At 40.2% G+C, this 3,881-nt stretch carries 9 protein-coding genes; 6 read left to right on the top strand and 3 right to left on the bottom strand.

All coding sequences use genetic code 11. The features are described from left to right. On the bottom strand, positions 1-358 hold a 358-nt coding region (locus tag ACYVI9_RS14990), incomplete at its 3' end, for an RNA-guided endonuclease InsQ/TnpB family protein (protein WP_460765934.1). Between the two features lie 169 nt (positions 359-527). Further along, on the bottom strand, positions 528-818 hold the full coding sequence (locus tag ACYVI9_RS14985) for an integrase core domain-containing protein (protein ID WP_460765931.1): 291 nt from the start codon (positions 816-818) through the stop codon (positions 528-530). A 335-nt stretch (positions 819-1,153) separates the two neighbouring features. Here ACYVI9_RS14985 and ACYVI9_RS14980 point away from each other — a divergent pair, with 335 nt between their 5' ends. The 5 genes from ACYVI9_RS14980 to ACYVI9_RS14960 all read left to right on the top strand — a co-directional run bounded on the left by ACYVI9_RS14980 (position 1,154) and on the right by ACYVI9_RS14960 (position 3,044). Next, complete coding sequence (locus tag ACYVI9_RS14980) at positions 1,154-1,552, top strand: hypothetical protein (protein ID WP_460765928.1); 399 nt, start codon at positions 1,154-1,156, stop codon at positions 1,550-1,552. Positions 1,553-1,795: 243 nt separating this feature from the next. Further along, the gene (locus ACYVI9_RS14975) at positions 1,796-2,128 is read left to right on the top strand and encodes a helix-turn-helix domain-containing protein (RefSeq protein ID WP_460765925.1); all 333 of its coding nucleotides are present in this window, start codon (positions 1,796-1,798) and stop codon (positions 2,126-2,128) included. A 9-nt stretch (positions 2,129-2,137) separates the two neighbouring features. After that, positions 2,138-2,371, top strand: coding sequence for a hypothetical protein (locus ACYVI9_RS14970; RefSeq protein WP_460765922.1), 234 nt, complete (start codon positions 2,138-2,140; stop codon positions 2,369-2,371). Beyond that, positions 2,361-2,687 carry a type II toxin-antitoxin system RelE/ParE family toxin gene (locus ACYVI9_RS14965; protein ID WP_460765919.1) on the top strand — a complete coding sequence of 109 codons (327 nt, stop codon included), beginning with the start codon at positions 2,361-2,363 and terminating at the stop codon, positions 2,685-2,687. The genes ACYVI9_RS14970 and ACYVI9_RS14965 overlap by 11 nt, the downstream gene beginning before the upstream one ends. Next, positions 2,688-3,044 (top strand): zinc ribbon domain-containing protein, encoded by a 357-nt coding sequence (locus ACYVI9_RS14960; RefSeq protein WP_460765916.1) that lies wholly within the window; start codon positions 2,688-2,690, stop codon positions 3,042-3,044. A gap of 116 nt (positions 3,045-3,160) precedes the next feature. Here ACYVI9_RS14960 and ACYVI9_RS14955 read toward each other — a convergent pair whose 3' ends face one another. Next, positions 3,161-3,286 carry a helix-turn-helix domain-containing protein gene (locus tag ACYVI9_RS14955; protein ID WP_460765913.1) on the bottom strand — a complete coding sequence of 42 codons (126 nt, stop codon included), beginning with the start codon at positions 3,284-3,286 and terminating at the stop codon, positions 3,161-3,163. A 366-nt stretch (positions 3,287-3,652) separates the two neighbouring features. Here ACYVI9_RS14955 and ACYVI9_RS14950 point away from each other — a divergent pair. Then, the coding region (locus tag ACYVI9_RS14950; RefSeq protein WP_460765910.1) for a hypothetical protein at positions 3,653-3,881 on the top strand (229 nt) is incomplete at its 3' end.

Genomic DNA, 3,881 nt, shown 5'->3' with positions numbered 1-3,881 from the left:
AAGTACCGTCAGATAGGGTTGCAAAAGTTTTCACTCCCATATCTATTCCAATGGATGTCTTTTCTTTTACAGGTTTCTTTTTAGGCAACTGTTTTTGGTTATCAACGAGTATGCTTACAAAGTATTTCCCTGTTGAAGTTTTGGAAACGGTCACTGTTTTAATCTCACCTTTGAATTGGCGATGAAAAATACAGGAAACGTTTTTCAACTTCGGTAAAAAGATAGTTCCATTTTCAAAGTCTGTTTTTACTCCTTGCGGAAATTGTATAGACTGCTTTTTATGTTTTGATTTGAATTTAGGAAAGCCACCACCTTTGAAAAATTTGGTGTAGGCATTATCTAAATTTCTCAAACTCATTTGAAGTGTTTGTGAAGGACACTCCTTAATGTCTTAACCCCCTATAACTGGACTGATTTTTCAAAATGGTTTGCTACTGACTGATCGTTATCCTGGTCACTTTCCAGGCAAAGATAAGCAGGTTCTCCAGTCTTGTCAAGGCTATACAAAACGGACGCCGCGCTCAGGCTCACGCTGTCCGGCCTTGACAAGCCCGTCGCCCATGCTTCATGAGTGCCTTAACAGCTTTCCGGGATAATCCCTGTGCCCATTTCTGCATGGGCGTCATAAAATCTATGGCACCGTGTTTTCTTCTATAGTTATACCAATGCATATATTTCTCGATATGCCTCCTGGCTTCGTAAAAGCTTGAGAACTGGTGACGCTCTATGAGTTCCCGTTGCTGAATGGAGTGAAAAGCTTCTATGTAGGCATTTTCTTCTGGGGTAGCCATATGTGTAAATTCCTGGCGCGCCTCCATTGATTGTAATGCTTCGAGTACCTTATGGGCGATGAACTGGGAGCCGTTGTCATTTCTGATGATTACCCCTTTGAGGTCAAACGAAGATCCAATTATCGCATCAGTGCGATCACATCTGTCTGGCGGACGCTCCGCTGAAAGATCCAGCATAGGATCCTGCGGCTGAACACATCCATGATGGCTAACTGGTAGTACCAGCGGCCTTCACCCTGAACCCAAATGTATTTGATATCAAGACATAGGATCATCGCAAAGTAGAGGTGTGTAGTTTTGAGGAAGATCTGCTGGGAAAGTCCAGACGTATAATAACCTATCGATATCAAGAAAAAGGGCAATTGGAAGTATTTGACAAAAATGGATACCGTTATTATGCCATAGTTACCTCAGATAAACAAAGCAGCCCGCATCGCTGCATTGAAACATACAATCAGAGAGGTTGCGATGGGGAGCACCATTTTAAAGAACTGGATCATGATTTTAACTTTTCCAAAATGCCCTTCGATAACATGGAGATGAACACTATTTATCTGTATGCTATGTTAGTCTGCTATTCATTATTCCAGAAAGTAAAAAATGCGTACGCCGAACAACTGTATTTTGTAAAACCGGAAATGCGCCTCAAACGCTTCATATTGCAGTTTGTTACCCTGCCAGCTAAATGGGTAAAGACCACACGCAGGTGGGTCTTGAAAATCTTTACCACGAAAGATTACAGCCCATTATTTGCCCCGTAAGCTCTTTTTTTACGGCAAACCAAAATGTCCCTGAAATCATAGATGCGGGTAAGGGAACTCATATCATCAAACACCCAACAGCATTGATTTTTAATAAAATAACACATATCTACGAATAATATCGGATAAAATGCGCCGAATTACTACTCAAATTGAACCGTTTGCGAAATTTGGGTTATGTCTTTTATTTACGTAAATTTGCGTTTCAGAACGATTATAGGACACAAATAAGCACTTTAAGCAATGGAAACAGGCAATATAATTACAACTTTACGCAAGGAAAGAGATTGGTCGCAGACAGAGCTTGCCACTAAAAGCGGTGTTTCCCGTGAGATGATTGGCAAGTATGAACGTGACGAAGCTGTTCCCTCCATTGGGGCTGCAAAAAAAATTGCAGATGCTTTTGAGGTTTCTTTGGATTATCTCGTAGGCGAAGGTATCAACAGCAAGTTTGACAAAAAGACGGTCAAGCGTTTGCAGGATATTGAAAAGCTGGACACAGGAGATAAGGAACACGTTTTTGCGATGCTCGATGCTTTTCTTGCCAAAAGCAAAATGCAGGCTATTTTAAAATAATTTTCAATTATGAGAGTACAAGTAATAGAAGACAGCAAAGGGAAAGCCACAGGCGTATATATACCCATTAACGAATGGAAGGAACTCAAAAAGCAATACAGGGATTTGGAAGCTCTGGAATATGAAGAGCCTACCAAAGTACAGATTTTGCAGGAGCTTAAAGAAGCCGTTCAGGAACTTAAATTGGTGGAACAGGGAAAGCTAAAAGCACGTCCTGCAAAAGAGTTGTTGAATGAGCTATAATATTTCATCTATCCCGCTTTTCGACAAACAGGCGAAAAGGCTGGCTAAAAAATATCCCTCACTTAAAAAGGACTTGACGGAACTGCTGGAAAACCTTGCCGAAAATCCCGAACAGGGAACGGCTCTTGGAAACAGCTTTTACAAAATACGCCTGGCTATCGCTTCCAAAGGTAAAGGCAAGTCGGGTGGTGCAAGGGTAATTACTTATGTGAAAGTTACAGCCACAACCATTTTCCTTACCTCCATTTACGACAAGTCCGAAAAAAGCACCATTACCGATAAAGAACTCGAACAAATCTTTAAACTTATTTCGTAAATGACAAAAGCCCGACTAAATCGGGCTTTATGCTCTATTTTTTTGTTCTGGGAAGCATTTGTAACGCTCGTTCATTTCCCAATTCTTAAAATCAACCGCTCCTATCCATCTTCAAAAACCTGTAACGAATGTGGCTATATCCATCAGACCCTAAATCTTTCGGAAAGACAGTGGACTTGTCCGAATGGGCATATTTTGGACAGGGACTTCAATGCAAGTAAAAATATCCTTAAAGAAGGAATAAGAATCATCGGGGCGGAATGTTCCGATTACACGGGCAGCGCCTTAAATAAGACTTCTGAAAAGAAGCTCAGGGTGATGAAGTCCGAAGCCCATTGGTCTTTAGCCAATGGGTAGTTCACAATAGATTTCCACTGTTCTCATTTTTAGCTTTTGAAAATTCTTTTAAACTTACCGGGGCCAGGATCTGACCGAACATTTTTAAAACCTGGTTTACTTTTTCCAATTGAAGGTTATTTTTTCCCTGCTCTATTTTTTCTGATCACTGTCAATGCAACGCCAGCCTTCTCAGCAAACTCCTGCTGGGTAAGCCCCGTCTCTTTCCGTTTATCCTTTACAAAGCTTTGCAGCGACTTCATGATTATATGCATTTAGATATAATTACACACAAAGTCACTAAATTATATGTAAACAGATATAATTGTGCTTAAAAACTTAAATCTATATGTAAATACATATAATTATGCTATCGATGTGTAAGGCTAGTCGTCGCAAATTTGCCGCGAATAAAGCACCTAATCTCCACAGAGTTTAGATATGAAAATACCAGCCGAAGAAAGTTCCTCCTAAAAATTCCCTTGAGGTTTATTGGCGTATTAAGCTGAAAATCAATGATTTTTTAGGTTCGATTTCAATTGTCAAAAAAATTGGACTTGAAACCGGCTTTCTGAGGTTGTTCTTTTGTTCTGCACACGGAACAACATTAAAACTAAAAACGCAAGGCCATGGACATTTTAATAAGCTGGCAGCAATTATGGATGATGATGTTACTTATACTGGGAGGTTATTACCTGATCATCCTATTTCTTTATTACAGAAAGGAATTGAACGGGGTACTTAACGGCAGATACAGGTTTTTCTCACGATTAGTAGATCCCGGGGAGGATTTACAATCCGGGGATAGCGAGCCGGTATCGACATCCAACAAATCTAAAGTTAAGGTGGATGAAGCCA

The sequence above is a fragment of the Niabella terrae genome (assembly GCF_054783135.1).
This window is presented reverse-complemented; position numbering and strand designations above follow the sequence as displayed.

What these genes read in the sequence shown, in the direction of transcription:
- ACYVI9_RS14970 (WP_460765922.1), top strand. Translation starts at nt 2,138, where the DNA reads ATGAGAGTACAAGTAATAGAAGACAGCAAAGGGAAAGCCACAGGCGTA.
- ACYVI9_RS14985 (WP_460765931.1), bottom strand. Translation starts at nt 818, where the DNA reads ATGGAGGCGCGCCAGGAATTTACACATATGGCTACCCCAGAAGAAAAT.
- ACYVI9_RS14960 (WP_460765916.1), top strand. Translation starts at nt 2,688, where the DNA reads ATGACAAAAGCCCGACTAAATCGGGCTTTATGCTCTATTTTTTTGTTC.
- ACYVI9_RS14965 (WP_460765919.1), top strand. Translation starts at nt 2,361, where the DNA reads ATGAGCTATAATATTTCATCTATCCCGCTTTTCGACAAACAGGCGAAA.
- ACYVI9_RS14955 (WP_460765913.1), bottom strand. Translation starts at nt 3,286, where the DNA reads ATGAAGTCGCTGCAAAGCTTTGTAAAGGATAAACGGAAAGAGACGGGG.
- ACYVI9_RS14975 (WP_460765925.1), top strand. Translation starts at nt 1,796, where the DNA reads ATGGAAACAGGCAATATAATTACAACTTTACGCAAGGAAAGAGATTGG.